Origin of the sequence: Vibrio stylophorae, from assembly GCF_921293875.1 — a bacterium.
Classification (GTDB): Bacteria; Pseudomonadota; Gammaproteobacteria; order Enterobacterales; family Vibrionaceae; genus Vibrio_A; species Vibrio_A stylophorae.
Map to the genome: position 1 here is coordinate 2599024 of NZ_CAKLDI010000001.1, position 15903 is coordinate 2614926.

28 protein-coding genes are annotated in these 15903 nt (G+C 47.0%); 4 read left to right on the forward strand and 24 right to left on the reverse strand.

All coding sequences use genetic code 11. The features are described 5' to 3' along the window. Window positions 1–8 precede the first annotated feature (8 nt). From L9P36_RS12040 to L9P36_RS12055, 4 genes are read left to right on the forward strand one after another with little or no spacing between them, the layout of a single operon-like run. Window positions 9–311 (forward strand): STAS domain-containing protein, encoded by a 303-nt coding sequence (locus L9P36_RS12040; protein ID WP_237467234.1) that lies wholly within the window; start codon window positions 9–11, stop codon window positions 309–311. A gap of 11 nt (window positions 312–322) precedes the next feature. Further along, window positions 323–1090 carry an OmpA family protein gene (locus L9P36_RS12045; RefSeq protein WP_237467236.1) on the forward strand — a complete coding sequence of 256 codons (768 nt, stop codon included), beginning with the start codon at window positions 323–325 and terminating at the stop codon, window positions 1088–1090. Between the two features lie 2 nt (window positions 1091–1092). Then, window positions 1093–3174: an SLBB domain-containing protein gene (locus L9P36_RS12050; RefSeq protein ID WP_290368698.1), complete on the forward strand. Its 2082-nt coding sequence runs from the start codon at window positions 1093–1095 to the stop codon at window positions 3172–3174. Next, the gene (locus L9P36_RS12055) at window positions 3171–3869 is read left to right on the forward strand and encodes a P-loop NTPase family protein (protein ID WP_237467253.1); all 699 of its coding nucleotides are present in this window, start codon (window positions 3171–3173) and stop codon (window positions 3867–3869) included. The genes L9P36_RS12050 and L9P36_RS12055 overlap by 4 nt, the downstream gene beginning before the upstream one ends. A gap of 29 nt (window positions 3870–3898) precedes the next feature. Here L9P36_RS12055 and L9P36_RS12060 read toward each other — a convergent pair whose 3' ends face one another. The 24 genes from L9P36_RS12060 to rpsS form a co-directional block, all read right to left on the reverse strand. Next, window positions 3899–4900: a glycosyltransferase family 4 protein gene (locus tag L9P36_RS12060; protein WP_237467255.1), complete on the reverse strand. Its 1002-nt coding sequence runs from the start codon at window positions 4898–4900 to the stop codon at window positions 3899–3901. A gap of 101 nt (window positions 4901–5001) precedes the next feature. Beyond that, complete coding sequence (gene rplQ, locus L9P36_RS12065; protein WP_237467264.1) at window positions 5002–5388, reverse strand: 50S ribosomal protein L17; 387 nt, start codon at window positions 5386–5388, stop codon at window positions 5002–5004. Window positions 5389–5421: 33 nt separating this feature from the next. Continuing rightward, entirely contained in the window at window positions 5422–6411 is a 990-nt protein-coding gene (locus L9P36_RS12070) for a DNA-directed RNA polymerase subunit alpha (protein ID WP_237467266.1), read from the reverse strand. Between the two features lie 24 nt (window positions 6412–6435). Continuing rightward, window positions 6436–7056 (reverse strand): 30S ribosomal protein S4, encoded by a 621-nt coding sequence (rpsD, locus tag L9P36_RS12075; protein ID WP_237467275.1) that lies wholly within the window; start codon window positions 7054–7056, stop codon window positions 6436–6438. 27 nt (window positions 7057–7083) lie between these two features. Further along, window positions 7084–7473 carry a 30S ribosomal protein S11 gene (gene rpsK / locus L9P36_RS12080; protein ID WP_237467277.1) on the reverse strand — a complete coding sequence of 130 codons (390 nt, stop codon included), beginning with the start codon at window positions 7471–7473 and terminating at the stop codon, window positions 7084–7086. A gap of 17 nt (window positions 7474–7490) precedes the next feature. Next, window positions 7491–7847, reverse strand: coding sequence for a 30S ribosomal protein S13 (gene rpsM, locus L9P36_RS12085; protein WP_237467280.1), 357 nt, complete (start codon window positions 7845–7847; stop codon window positions 7491–7493). Window positions 7848–8000: 153 nt separating this feature from the next. Next, window positions 8001–8114 (reverse strand): 50S ribosomal protein L36, encoded by a 114-nt coding sequence (gene rpmJ / locus L9P36_RS12090; protein WP_039969906.1) that lies wholly within the window; start codon window positions 8112–8114, stop codon window positions 8001–8003. A 24-nt stretch (window positions 8115–8138) separates the two neighbouring features. Continuing rightward, on the reverse strand, window positions 8139–9470 hold the full coding sequence (gene secY / locus L9P36_RS12095; protein ID WP_237467282.1) for a preprotein translocase subunit SecY: 1332 nt from the start codon (window positions 9468–9470) through the stop codon (window positions 8139–8141). A gap of 20 nt (window positions 9471–9490) precedes the next feature. After that, the gene (rplO, locus tag L9P36_RS12100) at window positions 9491–9925 is read right to left on the reverse strand and encodes a 50S ribosomal protein L15 (RefSeq protein ID WP_237467284.1); all 435 of its coding nucleotides are present in this window, start codon (window positions 9923–9925) and stop codon (window positions 9491–9493) included. A 5-nt stretch (window positions 9926–9930) separates the two neighbouring features. Beyond that, window positions 9931–10110: a 50S ribosomal protein L30 gene (gene rpmD / locus L9P36_RS12105; protein ID WP_237467286.1), complete on the reverse strand. Its 180-nt coding sequence runs from the start codon at window positions 10108–10110 to the stop codon at window positions 9931–9933. A 5-nt stretch (window positions 10111–10115) separates the two neighbouring features. Then, window positions 10116–10622, reverse strand: coding sequence for a 30S ribosomal protein S5 (rpsE, locus tag L9P36_RS12110; protein WP_237467288.1), 507 nt, complete (start codon window positions 10620–10622; stop codon window positions 10116–10118). 12 nt (window positions 10623–10634) lie between these two features. Further along, window positions 10635–10988 carry a 50S ribosomal protein L18 gene (gene rplR, locus L9P36_RS12115; protein ID WP_237467298.1) on the reverse strand — a complete coding sequence of 118 codons (354 nt, stop codon included), beginning with the start codon at window positions 10986–10988 and terminating at the stop codon, window positions 10635–10637. Window positions 10989–10997: 9 nt separating this feature from the next. Beyond that, window positions 10998–11531 carry a 50S ribosomal protein L6 gene (rplF, locus tag L9P36_RS12120; RefSeq protein ID WP_237467300.1) on the reverse strand — a complete coding sequence of 178 codons (534 nt, stop codon included), beginning with the start codon at window positions 11529–11531 and terminating at the stop codon, window positions 10998–11000. Window positions 11532–11541: 10 nt separating this feature from the next. Then, entirely contained in the window at window positions 11542–11934 is a 393-nt protein-coding gene (gene rpsH, locus L9P36_RS12125) for a 30S ribosomal protein S8 (protein ID WP_237467302.1), read from the reverse strand. A gap of 33 nt (window positions 11935–11967) precedes the next feature. Continuing rightward, window positions 11968–12273, reverse strand: a complete 306-nt coding sequence (gene rpsN, locus L9P36_RS12130; protein WP_237467304.1) for a 30S ribosomal protein S14 — start codon at window positions 12271–12273, stop codon at window positions 11968–11970. A 17-nt stretch (window positions 12274–12290) separates the two neighbouring features. Further along, window positions 12291–12830 carry a 50S ribosomal protein L5 gene (gene rplE / locus L9P36_RS12135; RefSeq protein WP_237467306.1) on the reverse strand — a complete coding sequence of 180 codons (540 nt, stop codon included), beginning with the start codon at window positions 12828–12830 and terminating at the stop codon, window positions 12291–12293. A 15-nt stretch (window positions 12831–12845) separates the two neighbouring features. Beyond that, the gene (rplX, locus tag L9P36_RS12140; RefSeq protein ID WP_237467308.1) at window positions 12846–13160 is read right to left on the reverse strand and encodes a 50S ribosomal protein L24; all 315 of its coding nucleotides are present in this window, start codon (window positions 13158–13160) and stop codon (window positions 12846–12848) included. Window positions 13161–13172: 12 nt separating this feature from the next. Beyond that, entirely contained in the window at window positions 13173–13541 is a 369-nt protein-coding gene (gene rplN, locus L9P36_RS12145; RefSeq protein ID WP_237467309.1) for a 50S ribosomal protein L14, read from the reverse strand. 160 nt (window positions 13542–13701) lie between these two features. Further along, on the reverse strand, window positions 13702–13956 hold the full coding sequence (gene rpsQ, locus L9P36_RS12150; RefSeq protein WP_237467311.1) for a 30S ribosomal protein S17: 255 nt from the start codon (window positions 13954–13956) through the stop codon (window positions 13702–13704). Beyond that, entirely contained in the window at window positions 13956–14147 is a 192-nt protein-coding gene (gene rpmC / locus L9P36_RS12155) for a 50S ribosomal protein L29 (protein ID WP_237467314.1), read from the reverse strand. The genes rpsQ and rpmC overlap by 1 nt, the downstream gene beginning before the upstream one ends. After that, window positions 14147–14557 carry a 50S ribosomal protein L16 gene (rplP, locus tag L9P36_RS12160; RefSeq protein WP_237467316.1) on the reverse strand — a complete coding sequence of 137 codons (411 nt, stop codon included), beginning with the start codon at window positions 14555–14557 and terminating at the stop codon, window positions 14147–14149. Before rplP ends, rpmC begins: the two co-directional genes overlap by 1 nt. 11 nt (window positions 14558–14568) lie before the next feature. After that, window positions 14569–15258, reverse strand: a complete 690-nt coding sequence (gene rpsC, locus L9P36_RS12165) for a 30S ribosomal protein S3 (RefSeq protein WP_237467318.1) — start codon at window positions 15256–15258, stop codon at window positions 14569–14571. A 19-nt stretch (window positions 15259–15277) separates the two neighbouring features. After that, window positions 15278–15610 carry a 50S ribosomal protein L22 gene (gene rplV / locus L9P36_RS12170; RefSeq protein ID WP_237467320.1) on the reverse strand — a complete coding sequence of 111 codons (333 nt, stop codon included), beginning with the start codon at window positions 15608–15610 and terminating at the stop codon, window positions 15278–15280. 10 nt (window positions 15611–15620) lie between these two features. Continuing rightward, window positions 15621–15899, reverse strand: coding sequence for a 30S ribosomal protein S19 (gene rpsS, locus L9P36_RS12175; RefSeq protein ID WP_004394525.1), 279 nt, complete (start codon window positions 15897–15899; stop codon window positions 15621–15623). Window positions 15900–15903 lie beyond the last annotated feature (4 nt).

Here is a 15903-nt window from a genome sequence, read left to right on the forward strand (position 1 = left end):
GAGGCACCATGAATATGAGCACATACGATTTAACACTCAGCCATGAATTTGATGCCGCTGCAGCACGCGAGATGGAAGGTATGTTTCAGCAACTCAGTGAAACGCAGCAAGGAAGCATTCGTATTGATATGCAGCAGGTTCAATTTATCGATTCATGTGGCATCGGTGCCATCGTGTTTCTCTACAAACGGTTAAAAAGTCATGGCAGTGAACTGTATCTCGAAGGGGTCAATGGTCAGCCGCTTGAACTGATGCGAATGCTACGTATCGATAAAGTGATTCCCTGTTTAAATGAGGCAGCAAACCAATGAATGGATGCAAATTGACATGGCTGCTACCGCTATTTTTAGTGGCTTGTTCTTCCAGCCCGCCCAGCTATGAAGTCAATGCCAAAGATGTACAGATGGCACGTATTCGACTGGATCAACTTGGCTTTGAAATAGAGCTACTGGGATTAAAAGGCGGCGTCCACTGTATGCCTGCACGCATGCAGCGAATGACGACACAACATCGACTTGCCGGAAGCGAATTACTAACCGGTATGGTCGACGACGCGATGATCAATATGGATAAGCTCGCTGTGGAACTCAAACAAAGCGATAACCTGTTACACCAGCTGCTCAAAAAAACCTATTGCGGTCATACCGAAAACGCCTTTGCCGAATCAGAGCTTCAACAAAAACTCCTACTGCTGATGTCCTTAGACAACCAGTTTCCCAGTGCGAGTGCGCGCTTACTTCCTGAATATCAACGTGCCCTTGCGAGCGCCGCTAAAATTCTGATTTCGCATCCACATTGGACGCTTTCTCTGGTTGGACACACCGATAACCAAGGTTCAAGTGCCAGTAATTTAAAACTCGGACAGCAGCGCGCTGAAGCTGTGCGTGATGTTCTAGTCAAACATGGCGTCTCAGAAGGACAAATTTCCATAACGAGCCAAGGTGAAATGCAACCCGTCACCATCAACGCCGACAGTATCGGCCGCCTTGCGAATCGCCGTGTGGATGCATATCTACTGATTCATCCCGATCGCGATCGTCCCATTCGCACCTATAGTTTGAAAGATTGGTATCACGCTCCTGAGAGGTAACGATGCATCGATTATGGATAATCATATTTTGCATATGGATCGCGCCAGCGTTTGCCAATAACCTCGCGCCAGGGGATAGCTTGTACTTACAACTGCCCGGTGAAAGTGCATTTAATGAACCCTTTGTGATTGATGATTTGGGCCAAATTCGCCTCCCCGAAGTGGGAGCTGTGAAAGTCTCTGGTTTGTCCCTAGCACAGGCGCAAACCCTAATCAAAGAAAGGCTCAGTACGGTTTATCGCAACTTGGATGAATTCGCACTTTCCATTCAAACCCGAGAGATTCGCGTCGCCGTACTCGGCTACGTCGAACAACCAGGCATCGTCTCCATTCCTCCAAACAGCCATGTTCAGTTAGCACTTGCGCAAGCTGGCGGTCTTCGCCCCGGCGCTCAACTCGATAAGTTCCAGCTTCGCCGCGGCGATCAAGTGCTCGTATTTAACTATAAAACCTACCTTGATAGCGGTGATTTAAGCAAGATTCCGACGCTACAACCGGGTGATGAAGTATTTGTCCCCGTGTCAGCTGTACTGGGTAATGTTGAGGTTGATTTTGATGCCGCCACCTTAATGGATCAGGGCGATGCGGATGAAAGCCAAGGGCTGACCATTTTTGGTGAGCTTATCAATCCGGGCACCTATAGCTATAAAGAAGGTATGACGGTTATCGATGCAATTATGCGAGCTGGCGGTGTTACCCGTTATGCTGATGTCACCAAAATACGGGTGATTACCAATGATGTGCCGCACCGCTTTGACCTTCGTGCCTATTTAGATACTGGCGATAGTAGCAATGCGCCGCCGATTCTGCCGAGCTCCACCATTTTTGTCCCCATTGAAGTCAAAGAGATCAGCGATGGCGGTCGTTCTATCTATGTAATGGGGGAAGTTCAAAAACCCGGAGCCTTTGAAAGCTCTGGTGCCAATTTCCTTGATCTGCTGGCCAATGCCGGCGGCCCAACACGCTACGCAGACACCACCAAAATTAAAGTATTTCGCGATAATGGTGCGCCCATCGATATCAATTTGGTGACCATTGCTAACAAACCTAACGTAAGTGCTCACTTACCTAAACTCAACCCAGGCGATGTCTTGTTTGTCCCTGAAAAGACAGATGTAAACGAAAAATCTTGGCTCAAAATCAGTCCAGATCAAGCGATTAAAATCATTGGCGCGGTACATCATCCCGGACGTTATGAATGGAGTTCTGAAATGGGTTTTTTAGACTTGCTCGCTCATGCTGGCGGCCCCATTGAGCGCGCGAATCTTGCCCAGATTCGTATTATTCATACCAAAGGTACAGGAACCGTTGATTACTTCGACCTTGATCGCTTTTTGCAGCAAGGCGGTGATTTTTCAACACTTCCGCGCCTGCAAGCTGGGGATACAGTGGTTATTGATGAACTGCCCCATGACCCCACCGATAATAAATCAAGCTGGGTTCGACAATCCGCCAAAGATTCCATCTATATTTTTGGCGCGGTCGGCGCACCCGGTCGATATGCTTTTAACCAACAACTCGGCTTTCTCGACATTGTCGCCGCCGCAGATGGGCCCAATCCCAATGCCGATCTGCGCAATATCAAAATCAGTCATCGAACTTCTGGTGCCGCGCGCGTCTCTCATATCAATTTACAACGCTACTTCGAGACCGGTGATGAAACACTGATCGCACAAGTCGTGCCTGGAGACGTTATCTATATTCCAGAACGCCGTGGAGATTGGCTGGAAAAAAAACCTGACGAAGTGGTACGCCTTGTTGGTGCAATCAAGCATCCCGGACGCTATCGCTTCAGCGATGAAATGAGCATTTTAGATCTGATTGCAGAAGCTGGTGGTACCACGGAACAAGCTTGGATCGACAATATCATGATCGTCAATAAATCATGCTGCGGCGATCGCGCTCATGTCTTTAGCTTAAAAGACTATGTCCATCATCCAAGTCGCTACCCACTGCCATTATTGCGAGCAGGCGACACCGTCTATGTGCCTTTCAAAGATGAATCAGGAATGGAGATCGCACGACAATGGCTCAGAGATGCGCTTGGCGTCGTAACACTTGTGGTGCTTGGAGCCAGCCTATGAAGCCTTGGCTTACTCAAGAGTTTGATCTCTTCTATCAACAAGTGATTGCAAGCGGAGCACAAGCCATTGCCGTGACTGGCAGCAATCATCAATGTGGCTGCTCAACAATGTCTCGCTGGCTCGCACAGCGCATCGGGGAAAGTGGCGAGTCCTGCCTATTGGTTGATCTAGATTACGCAGGACAAGGACAAGGCATTGACTCCATGCCATGGCAATATGCTGGCGAAGGCGAAAAAGAAGCGTTAAAACAATTAAACCACAACCTTTGGCTGCTACCGCAATCGAGCCTAAAGGGGCAAGCACTACGCATGCGTCAGCCAGAGATATTCAAACAATGCCTTCAAAATTGGCAGGCACAATATCACTATTTGATTTTTGATGCCGGAAGCTTGTGCGCAGATAACTGGCGAAATTTGCCCGCAGTGACCATTGCCAAATCGTGTCAAAGCACACTATTAGTTGTCGGCGCAGGACAAACATCCGATGAGCAACTGGTGACCAGCAGTCAGCGATTGAGTCAAGTGGATGCCAATGTACTTGGGCTGGTCATTAACGACTATCGTTTCCCGAGCTTAGCTAGCGAGCTATGCCGTAGCATGCATGAAAAAGGACGATGGATCCCCTATCACTGGCGACAAAAACTTCAACGCTGTTTCATGGACAGCCAACTGCTTCGCGGTGAATACAACCGCTAGCTTTAGGCAAATCCGAATTCTAGTTTTGCTTAGCCGATATTGTAAATTTCTTGGAGTTGAGGCCAGCGTGCATCACTGCTAAATCTGCTTTCAATAATGCCGCGCATATGATGGTGAATTTCTAGTATCTCACCGCTATTAAGCTGTGCTAAATGGTTTATCTTATCTGAAAGCGATAACCAATCATGTTCAGGCACTAAGAAATCACTTGGTAGAAGGTATTTTAAATCACCAACATCGGTCGCCAATACAGGGATGCCATAACCCATCGCTTCAAGAGCAACGAGCGGTAAACCTTCAAAACGCGAAGGCATCACCAACAAATCGATTTGAGACCAATAGTCCTGCATATTGGCAACGTGTCCGTGCATATGACAGCGCGGATGCTCTATGTCGAACTCACCTTCCCCAAAGCAGTGCCAACTGAGTTGCGCTGAACTGTGTTCAACTAAAGAAGTCAGACGATCAGCACCTTTGTCCCTATTTAAGCGGCCGACAAAGGCAATACGTTGAATCTTATAAGCCTCAGTCGTATTTTCGTTGGGCAGAATAGCTAACGCCGGTAACTCAACAAAGTTATGACATATCTCTGCCTTGAAAGGAATTTTCGACTTTATCAGCTCACTCACAGCTAAATTTCGTCCAATAAAGGCTGTATAGCGATTCAAGCATTCATATAACGCAACACGACCAGCACCGAGTTCCCCCGCGTGGAATGTGGTAACGCAAGGTGTGTGTGTTAATAATGATGCAACGCGCGCCATTATCGCCCCTTTGTAACCATGACCATGTATCAAACAGGGAGAGCACTGTTTCACGTATCGATTTAATGCGTTCAATGAACGATTGAGATAAGCGCAATGAATACCTGCGTTTATCAAGTGTGTTTGCGCATATTCAGGGAAATGGTTTTGCCAAAATAGGACAGAAACAGGAATACCTTTGCGGTATAGCAAATGAGCGAGTTGAACAACATGGGTTTCAATGCCACCAAATTTGGCGCTATCGAACAATAAAACGATGGTCGTCATAGCCCCTCCTTATTCAAGGATAGACAATCAATGACTAAATTCTTGGAAAATAGAAAGAAAAAAGCCGAGTCTAGGACTCGGCTTTTTCATGCTCAGTGCAATTATTCTGCAGCTGCTTCTTGCTCGAATGGAGCAGAACCAACTAGCTGAATGTATGCCATTGGAGCTTTATCACCAGTACGTACACCGCATTTGATAATGCGAGTGTAACCGCCTTGGCGAGCTGCAAAACGTGGACCTAGTTCAGAGAACAGTTTTGCAACAACTTCGTTGTCGCGAGTGCGAGCAAACGCTAGACGACGGTTAGCAACCGTGTCGTTCTTAGCTAGGGTAATCAAAGGCTCAATTACGCGGCGCAGTTCTTTTGCTTTTGGCAAAGTCGTCTTGATAGTCTCGTGACGAACCAAAGAGCTTGCCATGTTACGGAACATAGCTTGACGATGACTGCTGTTGCGGTTGAGTTGACGACCACTCTTACGATGGCGCATGGCTTAATCCTTCTAACTAAACCTGTTCGGTGATTAATCTTCTGCGATTGACGCTGGTGGCCAGTTTTCTAGGCGCATACCCAACGACAAACCACGAGAAGCAAGCACGTCTTTGATCTCAGTAAGAGACTTCTTACCAAGGTTAGGCGTCTTAAGAAGCTCAACCTCAGTACGCTGTACAAGATCACCGATGTAGTGAATCGCTTCTGCTTTCAAACAGTTAGCAGAGCGAACAGTCAATTCTAGATCGTCTACAGGACGCAGCAGGATAGGATCAAACTCTGGCTTCTCTTCCTTCTCTTCAGGAACGCGAACGTCACGAAGGTCTACGAAGGCATCCAATTGTTCAGCAAGAATAGTTGCTGCACGACGGATTGCTTCTTCTGGATCAAGAGTACCGTTTGTTTCCATCTCGATAACAAGCTTGTCTAGATCGGTACGCTGCTCAACACGAGCGGCTTCTACTGCGTAAGCGATACGATCAACAGGGCTGAAAGTAGCGTCTACTAGTAGGCGACCAATTGGACGCTCATCATCATCAGTATGGATACGAGCTGATGCTGGAACATAGCCACGACCACGCTCTACCTTGATGCGCATGCTGATTTCAGCATTGTCATCAGTTAGGTGGCAGATTACGTGTTCTGGGTTCGCAATCTCGACATCACCATCATGAGTGATGTCACCTGCTTTCACAGGGCCCGCACCAGACTTGCTAAGAGTCAAGATAACTTCATCTTTACCTTCGACTTTAACAGCCAAACCTTTAAGGTTTAGAAGGATTTCAAGAATATCTTCTTGTACGCCCTCTTTGGTGCTGTACTCGTGCAACACGCCGTCAATTTCAACTTCTGTGACTGCACAACCAGGCATAGAAGATAGAAGAATGCGACGAAGAGCATTACCAAGCGTATGGCCAAAACCACGCTCAAGTGGCTCTAGAGTTACTTTTGCATGCGCATTGTTGATTTGTTCGATATCAACAAGACGTGGCTTAAGAAATTCTGTTACAGAACCCTGCATTATGTCCTCTCTTAAATTTTAGCCTTACTTAGAGTAAAGCTCGACGATCAGGTGTTCGTTGATGTCCGCAGACAAGTCGGAACGCTCAGGAAGACGCTTAAACGTCCCTTCCATCTTGTTGGCGTCTACTTCCATCCAAGTTGGCTTTTCACGGTTGTCAGCAACTTCAAGTGCAGCTTTAACGCGCGCTTGTTTTTTCGCTTTTTCACGAATGCTGATAACGTCGCTAGCGTTCACTTGGAAAGAAGGAACGTTAACAACTTTGCCATTAACTAGGATCGCTTTGTGGCTTACCAACTGACGAGATTCAGCGCGAGTTGCACCAAAGCCCATGCGGTAAACTACGTTGTCAAGACGACCTTCAAGAAGCTGAAGCAGGTTTTCACCTGTGTTGCCTTTAAGGCGAGCAGCTTCTTTGTAGTAGTTACGGAATTGTTTTTCTAGTACGCCGTAGATACGACGAACTTTTTGCTTCTCACGAAGCTGAACGCCGTAGTCTGATAGACGGCCGCGACGAGCGCCGTGCACACCAGGGGCGTTATCGATTTTACACTTGGTATCAATCGCACGAACGCCTGACTTAAGGAACAAGTCAGTACCTTCGCGGCGGCTAAGCTTCAGCTTAGGACCCAAATATCTTGCCATGATCTTTCTCCAACAGTCCTAGAAACGTTAAACGCGACGTTTCTTAGGTGGGCGACAACCGTTATGTGGAATCGGAGTCGCATCTACAATATTAGTGATGCGGAAACCAGCCGCGTTAAGTGCGCGGATAGTAGACTCACGACCTGGACCTGGGCCCTTCACCATAACTTCTAGGTTCTTAACACCGTACTCTTTTGCCATTTCAGCACAACGCTCAGCAGCGACCTGTGCAGCAAAAGGAGTAGATTTACGAGAACCACGGAAACCTGAACCACCGGCAGTTGCCCAAGATAGTGCATTGCCTTGACGGTCAGTAATGGTCACGATTGTGTTGTTGAAAGACGCGTGGATGTGCGCAACGCCATCCGCGACTTGTTTACGAACGCGCTTACGCGCGCGTGTTGGTTGCTTAGCCATAGTACTCTATACCCCGATTATTTCTTGATCGGCTTACGCGGACCCTTACGGGTGCGAGCATTGGTTTTAGTACGTTGACCACGTACCGGCAGACTGCGACGGTGACGTAGACCACGGAAACAGCCAAGGTCCAAAAGACGCTTGATGTTCATGGATACTTCACGACGTAGGTCGCCTTCTACAGTGTACTTGGCAACACCATCACGCAGAATATCAATCTGCTCTTCACTTAGTTCACTGATCTTAGTGCTTTCAGCAATACCCGACTCAGCTAGAATAGCTTTTGAACGAGTTTTACCGATACCGTAGATCGCAGTAAGTGCGATTACAGCATGCTTATGATCAGGAATGTTAATGCCTGCTATACGGGCCACTATTCACTCCTAGTACTTATCAGAAGAAACCGCAGCAAAGCCCGTTTAGGATACGCTGCGGCTATACCACTTCTATGCATACGCAAAAGGTGGGTTGGCTAATCTAGCCAACCTGCCTATATATTGCAAGAAAAATTTCTGCTTAACCTGCGATTAGCCTTGACGCTGCTTGTGCTTAGGCTCGCTGCAAATTACGCGCACAACACCGTTGCGCTTGATAATTTTACAGTTACGGCAGATTTTCTTAACGGAAGCACGAACTTTCATTGCCAAACTCCGTAATGGGTAACCTTAACGGCCGTAGCCTTTAAGATTAGCCTTTTTCAAAACAGACTCGTATTGGTGCGACATCAGATGTGTCTGCACTTGAGCCATAAAGTCCATGATTACGACTACTACAATCAGTAGCGACGTTCCGCCAAAGTAGAACTGAACGTCCCACGCAATCATCATAAACTCAGGGATCAAACACACGAATGTAATGTAAAGTGCACCAACCAAAGTTAGGCGGGTCATCACTTTATCGATGTACTTCGAGGTCTGCTCACCCGGGCGAATACCTGGAATAAATGCACCAGACTTCTTCAAATTATCTGCTGTTTCACGTGGGTTGAAAACCAACGCTGTATAGAAGAAGCAGAAGAAGATGATCGCTGCTGCGTAAAGTAGTACATACAAAGGCTGACCAGGGCTGAGTGCCAATGACACATCAGTCAACCAACCAAATGCCCCTTGCCCGTTCTGACCGAACCATTGCGACAAAGTCGCAGGGAAAAGGATAATACTTGACGCAAAAATTGCTGGAATTACGCCTGCCATATTAATTTTCAATGGCAAATGTGTGCTCTGTGCAGCAAAAACCTGACGGCCTTGCTGACGTTTTGCGTAGTTTACAACGATACGACGTTGGCCACGCTCGACATACACAACAAACGCAACAACGGCAATTGCAATCACACCAATCAACAACATTTGAAGAACGGACATCTGTCCTTGGCTTGTTTGCTGTATGGTCTGTCCAATAGCCGGTAGCAATCCGGCAGCGATACCTGCGAAGATAATCAACGAGATACCGTTACCAATGCCACGTTCGGTAATTTGCTCACCTAACCACATCAGGAACATGGTACCAGTAACCAAGCTCACCACTGCTGTCAGATAAAAACCAAAGCCGGTATAAACGACTAGGTTATCTGCCATTGATGGCAATGCTGTGGCAATACCGATTGCCTGAAAGGTTCCGAGAAACAAAGTGCCCCAGCGGGTGTACTGGCTAATCTTACGACGACCTGATTCACCCTCTTTCTTCAACTCAGCTAATGCTGGATGAACGACCGTGAGCAGCTGGATGATGATCGATGCCGAAATGTACGGCATGATCCCCAACGCAAAGATCGAAGCACGAGACAGAGCACCACCAGAGAACATGTTAAACATTTCAATGATGGTACCCTGGTTTCTAGCCATTAGGTCAGCGAGGACAGCAGCATCAATGCCAGGTAGCGGCACAAAAGAGCCTGCACGGAATACCAATAGTGCCCCAAATACAAAAAGTAATCGGCGCTTTAGTTCCGATAGTCCATTCTGCGCACTGCTAAAATTATTTCCTGGTTGTTTAGCCATCTGTACCTCTTCCCCGAGGATTATTCCTCGATCTTACCGCCTGCAGCTTCGATTGCAGCTTTCGCGCCTTTAGTTACGCGAATACCTTTAACAGTGACAGCACGGTTGATTTCACCTGAAAGAACAATCTTAACAAATTCGATGTTCTTAGTGATTACATTCGCTGCTTTCAAGCTGTTAATGTCGACCAGATCACCTTCCACCTTCGCTAGCTCAGCTAGACGAACTTCAGCAGACACTAGGCTCTTACGAGAAGTGAAACCGAATTTAGGTAGACGTTGTTTCAATGGCATTTGACCGCCTTCGAAACCTGGACGTACTGAACCGCCAGAACGAGACTTCTGACCTTTGTGACCACGGCCACCAGTTTTACCAAGGCCAGAACCGATACCACGACCCAAGCGCTTTTTGCTGTGCTTAGCACCAGCTGCTGGTGATAGAGTATTCAAACGCATTCTGATTACTCCTCAACTTTAACCATGTAGTAAACTGTGTTGATCATGCCGCGTACGCAAGCAGTATCTTCAAGTTCTACAGTGTGGTTGATGCGACGAAGGCCTAGGCCACGTAGTGTAGCTTTATGCTTCGGCAAACGACCGATAGAGCTACGCGTTTGCGTTACTTTGATAGTCTTAGCCATGTCAATTACCCCAGAATATCTTTAACAGGAAGGCCGCGCTTAGCTGCAACCATTTCTGGAGATTTAACACCACCCAGCGCATCGATTGTTGCACGCACGATGTTGATTGGGTTGGTTGAGCCGTATGCTTTCGCTAGAACGTTGCGAACACCCACAACTTCTAGAACTGCACGCATCGCACCACCGGCGATGATACCTGTACCTTCAGAAGCAGGCTGCATGTACACTTTAGAACCAGTGTGACGGCCTTTAACTGCGTGGTGCAGAGTACCTTCGTTAAGCGCAACAGTAATCATGTTACGGCGCGCTTTTTCCATTGATTTTTGAATCGCAGCAGGTACTTCACGGGCTTTACCGTAACCGAAACCTACGCGACCATTACCATCACCAACTACTGTTAGTGCGGTGAAGCTGAAGATGCGACCGCCTTTAACCGTTTTAGAAACACGGTTAACAGCGATTAGCTTTTCATTCAGATCAGATTGTTGCTGCTGTTGTTTTTCGTTAGCCATCTTCCACTCACCTTAGAATTTCAGACCAGCTTCACGGGCAGCTTCTGCCAGTGCAGCTACTCGGCCGTGATATTGGAAACCTGAACGATCGAATGCAACATCAGAGATGCCTTTTTCGATGGCGCGCTCAGCAATTGCTTTACCAACTACTTTCGCTGCGTCTGCGTTACCGGTGTACTTCACTTGCTCACGGATCGCTTTTTCTACAGTAGAAGCGCTAGCGATAACTTCTGAGCCGTTTGCCGCAATAACTTGGGCATAAACGTGACGAGGAGTACGGTGAATCACCAAACGGGTCACGCAAAGCTCAGCAATCTTACGACGTGCACGAGTAGCACGACGGATGCGAGATGCTTTCTTATCCATAGTGTTACCTTACTTCTTCTTAGCTTCTTTAATACGCACGATTTCATCGGCGTAACGAACACCTTTACCTTTGTAAGGTTCAGGGCTACGGTAAGCACGAATGTCCGCTGCAACTTGACCAACTAGTTGCTTATCGATACTAGTTAGAACAATTTCGGTTTGAGTTGGACACTCAGCTTTAACACCCTCAGGTAGCTCGTGGTCTACTGGGTGTGAGAAGCCTAGGGTTAGGTTTACTGCGTTGCCTTTGATAGCAGCACGGTAACCAACACCTTTAAGAGTTAGCTTCTTAGTAAAGCCTTCGGTAACACCGATAACCATGTTGTTTACAAGTGCACGTGCAGTACCTGCTTGTGCATTTGCTTTAACAACACCTTCGCGAGGTGCGAATGTAACAGCGTTATCTTCTAGGCTTAGTTCTACCGCTTCGTTGATAACACGAGCTAGTTCGCCCTTGCTACCTTTTACGGTGATTTCCTGACCGTTTAGTTTCACCTCTACGCCGGCAGGAATTACTACAGGTGCTTTTGCAACACGTGACATATCCTACTCCTTACGCTACGTAGCAGATGATTTCGCCACCAAGGCCCGCTTGGCGAGCGGCGCGATCAGTCATCAAGCCTTTAGAGGTTGATACCACAGCAATACCAAGACCACCCATCACTGATGGTAGCGCATCTTTTTTCTTGTAGATGCGTAGACCAGGACGGCTAACACGTTGGATTTGCTCGATAACAGGTTTAGCTTCGAAGTACTTAAGGGTAACTTCTAGCTCTTTTTTAGCTTCGCCAATTACTGCGTAATCAGCGACATAACCTTCTTCTTTAAGCAGCTGTGCAATTGCAACTTTTAGCTTGGAAGAAGGCATTTTAACAGCAACTTTATTCGCTGCCTGACCGTTGCGAACGCGGGTCAGCATATCCGCGATAGGATCTTGCATGCTCATAAGTGTTTAACTCCCGTGATACTTAGTTGGCGATTACCAGCTAGCCTTGCGTAGGCCCGGAATCTCGCCTTTCATGCAAGCTTCACGAACTTTAATACGACACAGACCAAACTTACGTAGATAACCGTGTGGACGACCAGTCTGGTTACAGCGGTTACGCTGACGACTTGGACTTGAATCACGTGGTAGAGTCTGCAACTTAAGAACAGCGTCCCAACGCTCTTCGTCAGATGCGTTCACGTTGCTGATGATTGCTTTTAGCGACATACGCTTTTCAGCGAATTTAGCTACTAGCTTCGCGCGCTTTACTTCGCGCGCCTTCATTGATTCTTTAGCCATAACAGTAACCCTTAACCTTACTTACGAAATGGGAAGTTAAAGGCAGCCAGCAGAGCTTGACCTTCCTCATCTGAAGACGCAGTAGTGGTGATAGTAATATCAAGACCACGGATGCGATCGACTTTATCGTAGTCGATTTCAGGGAAGATGATCTGCTCGCGAACGCCCATGCTGTAGTTACCACGACCATCGAAAGACTTGTCGCTTAGACCGCGGAAGTCACGAATACGAGGAACAGCAATTGAAATTAGACGCTCAAAGAAATCCCACATACGCTCGCCACGTAGGGTTACTTTACAGCCAATAGGGTAGCCCTCACGAATCTTAAAGCCAGCAACAGACTTGCGAGCTTTGGTGATCAATGGTTTTTGACCAGAGATCGCTGTCATATCAAGAACAGCATTTTCCAAAAGCTTTTTGTCGTTGATCGCTTCGCCGACACCCATGTTCAGGGTAATCTTCTCGATTCTTGGGACTTGCATGACGCTATTGTAACCGAACTGCTTAGCAAGCTCAGGAACCACAGACTCTTTGTAGAAATCATGCAGTTTCGCCATAGTACTACTCCAAAATTACTTGATAGTTTCGCTATTAGACTTGAAGAAACGAACTTTTTTGCCGTCTTCAAATCGGAAGCCTACACGGTCTGCTTTACCAGTAGTCGCGTTGAAGATAGCTACGTTAGAAACGTCAAGAGCGGCTTCTTTTTCTACGATGCCACCTTGGATACCCATTGCTGGAACAGGTTTCTGGTGTTTCTTAACTAGGTTAATACCTTCAACGATAACTTTACCGGTCGCTAGGACCTTAGTTACTTTACCGCGTTTGCCAGTGTCTTTACCTGCAATTACGATAACTTCGTCGTTACGACGGATTTTAGCTGCCATTTTTCTCGCTCCTTACAGTACTTCTGGTGCCAAAGAAACGATCTTCATGAACTCATTACGTAGTTCACGCGTCACTGGACCAAAGATACGTGTACCGATCGGTTGCTCTGTAGTGTTATTCAACAATACGCAAGCGTTGCGATCGAAGCGAATGACAGAGCCGTCAGGACGACGAACGCCTTTACGAGTGCGCACTACAACCGCCTTAAGTACATCACCTTTTTTCACTTTACCGCGTGGAATTGCTTCTTTAACGGTAACTTTGATGATGTCGCCAACATGGGCGTAACGGCGGTGAGAGCCACCCAGAACCTTAATACACATTACGCTGCGCGCGCCGGAGTTATCCGCTGCGTCCAGCCTACTTTGCATTTGGATCATTTTAGTGCTCCGCTTAGTTTTACATCTAGACCCATCTCGGGTCGGGCTGCCTTATTACAAGGGCGGCGAATAATAACACTATTTTTGTGAGATGGGTAGACAAAAATAAGCGGCCTTTTAAGGCCGCTTATCACTTTTATTGAAAAAACTTCGGTATCAATTAGATACGTGCTTTTTCAACAACCTTAACCAATGTGAAAGACTTAGTCTTAGACAGTGGACGACACTCTGCGATTTCAACTAGGTCGCCTAGGCCACACTCGTTGTTCTCGTCATGAGCATGCAATTTGGTCGTACGCTTGATGTACTTACCGTAAAGAGGGTGTTTCACCTTACGCTCAATTGCAACAGTGATAGACTTGTCCATCTTGTCGCTAATTACTCGACCTTGCAAAGTACGAATAGTTTCGCTCATTATGCACCAGCCTTCTGTTTCAGAACGGTTTTAACACGCGCAATGTCACGACGCACAGTCTTCAGCGTGTGAGTTTGCTGAAGCTGACCAGTAGCAACTTGCATACGCAAGTTGAACTGTTCACGTAGAAGATTCAACAATTCAGCGTTCAAATCTTCAACGCTTTTTTCACGAAGCTCTTGTGCTTTCATCACATTACCGCCTTAGTTACGAAAGTAGTTTTGATAGGTAGCTTACGTGCAGCAAGATCAAATGCTTCACGAGCCAACGCTTCAGAAACGCCATTCATTTCATAAAGAACTTTACCTGGCTGGATCTGAGCTACCCAATACTCAACGTTACCTTTACCTTTACCTTGACGAACTTCCAAAGGCTTACCAGTAATTGGTTTGTCAGGGAAGATACGAATCCAGATTTGGCCTTGACGTTTAATGTGACGAGTCATAGCACGACGAGCCGCTTCAATTTGGCGCGCAGTGATACGACCGCGACCCACTGCTTTAAGACCGAATTCGCCGAAGCTTACTTCAGTACCCTTAGCAAGACCGCGGTTACGGCCTTTATGAGTCTTACGGAACTTAGTACGTTTAGGTTGCAGCATCGCTAGACTCCTTATTTACGGCCTTTACGCTGCTTCTTAGGCTTGTCAGCCTTTTGCTCTTCAACTGGCATACCACCTAGAACTTCACCTTTGAAGATCCAAACTTTAATACCAATTACACCATAAGTGGTGTGAGCTTCAGAAGTTGCGTAATCAATGTCAGCACGAAGTGTGTGTAGTGGAACACGACCTTCGCGATACCATTCGGTACGAGCAATTTCAGCACCGCCAAGACGGCCGCTTACTTCTACTTTGATACCTTGCGCGCCTAGACGCATTGCGTTTTGTACTGCACGTTTCATTGCACGGCGGAACATTACGCGACGCTCTAGTTGAGAAGCGATACTGTCAGCAACTAGTTTGCCGTCCAGTTCAGGCTTACGTACTTCAGAAATATTGATCTGAGCTGGAACGCCCGCGATCTTAGATACTGCAGTACGTAGTTTCTCTACGTCTTCGCCTTTCTTACCGATAACGATACCAGGACGAGCAGTGTGAATAGTCACACGGATGCTCTTAGCTGGACGCTCGATAACAATGCGAGATACTGATGCTTTGCTCAATTCCTTAGTAAGGAATTGACGTACTTTATAATCGCCGTCTAGGTTGTCAGCGAAATCTTGGCTATTAGCAAACCAAGTAGCATTCCATGGCTTAACGATGCCAAGACGAATACCATTAGGATGTACTTTTTGACCCATTGCTTACTCTCCTAGCCTATTAGCGATCAGCTACAACAACAGTGATGTGGCTGCTGCGCTTAAGGATACGGTCGGCACGGCCTTTCGCACGAGGCATAATACGCTTCATGGTTGGACCTTCGTCAACGCAGATCTTCGCGATACGTAGATCGTCGATGTCTGCACCCTCATTGTGCTCAGCGTTTGCGATAGCAGACTCAACAACTTTCTTCACTAGTACAGCGGCTTTTTTGTCGCTGAAAGTCAAAAGTTCTAGAGCTTGAGCTACGTTTTTGCCGCGGATTAGATCTGCAACTAGACGCGCTTTCTGCGGAGAAATGCGGGCAAAGCGATGTTTAGCAATAGCTTCCATTATTTACCCCTTAACGCTTCTTAGCTTTCTTATCAGCAGCATGGCCGCGATAAGTACGAGTTGGTGCGAATTCGCCCAGTTTGTGACCAATCATTTCATCGGTAACGAAAACTGGAACGTGCTGACGACCATTATGGACAGCGATGGTCAAACCGATCATTGTAGGAATGATCATTGAGCGACGGGACCAAGTCTTAATAGGCTTTTTGTCACCGCTTTCCACCGCTTTCTCTACCTTCTTCAGCAAGTGTAGGTCGATAAATGGACCTTTCTTGAGAGAACGTGGCATGGCT